The organism is Corallococcus llansteffanensis (assembly GCF_003612055.1).
GTDB classification, from domain to species: Bacteria; Myxococcota; Myxococcia; order Myxococcales; family Myxococcaceae; genus Corallococcus; species Corallococcus llansteffanensis.
Window position 1 is genome coordinate 1 of the sequence record NZ_RAWB01001169.1, and the last position, 480, is coordinate 480.

The 480-nt window shown below is 73.5% G+C and carries 1 protein-coding gene; it reads right to left on the reverse strand.

Annotation, left to right across the window (positions count from 1 at the left end; translation table 11 throughout):
• On the reverse strand, positions 1–420 hold a 420-nt coding region (locus tag D7V93_RS43955; protein ID WP_120648748.1), incomplete at its 3' end, for a hypothetical protein.
• Positions 421–480: the final 60 nt, after the last annotated feature.

The following is a 480-nucleotide window of genomic DNA, read 5'->3' on the forward strand; positions in this document are numbered from 1 at the left end:
GAAGTCGAACCCCACCGCGTTGTCCGACAGCGCGATAGGCTGCACGTCCGTGGTGGTGAAGCCCGGCTGCTGGCGCAGGCCCTGCGTCAGCCGCTCGGCGAACTGGGTGGGCGTGGCCACGCCGGGCGCCACCTGCAGCACCACCTGGGCCCCCGACACGCGGTGGCGCAGGATGACCGGGATGGCGAGCCCCTCCGGAGTGCGCTCGTTCGTCTCGTCCAGCTGCCACTCCGCCGTGGGCCGGATGATTTCGAAGCCCAGGTCCTCGTCCACGTAGCGCCGCGTGGTGGACGCAAGGCCCGCCTCGGCGGAGCCCGAGCCCCCCGTGCCGGCTTCCGCCTTCGTCACCGCGGGCCGGGACGCGCCACACGCCGTGCTCAGCACCAGCACTCCCCACCCCAACATCCGCATCGCGCCCATGTTGCCCGTCCCCCGCCTGCCGCAAGCCGTGGGGAGGAACGTGGGCACCCGGGCCGGGAC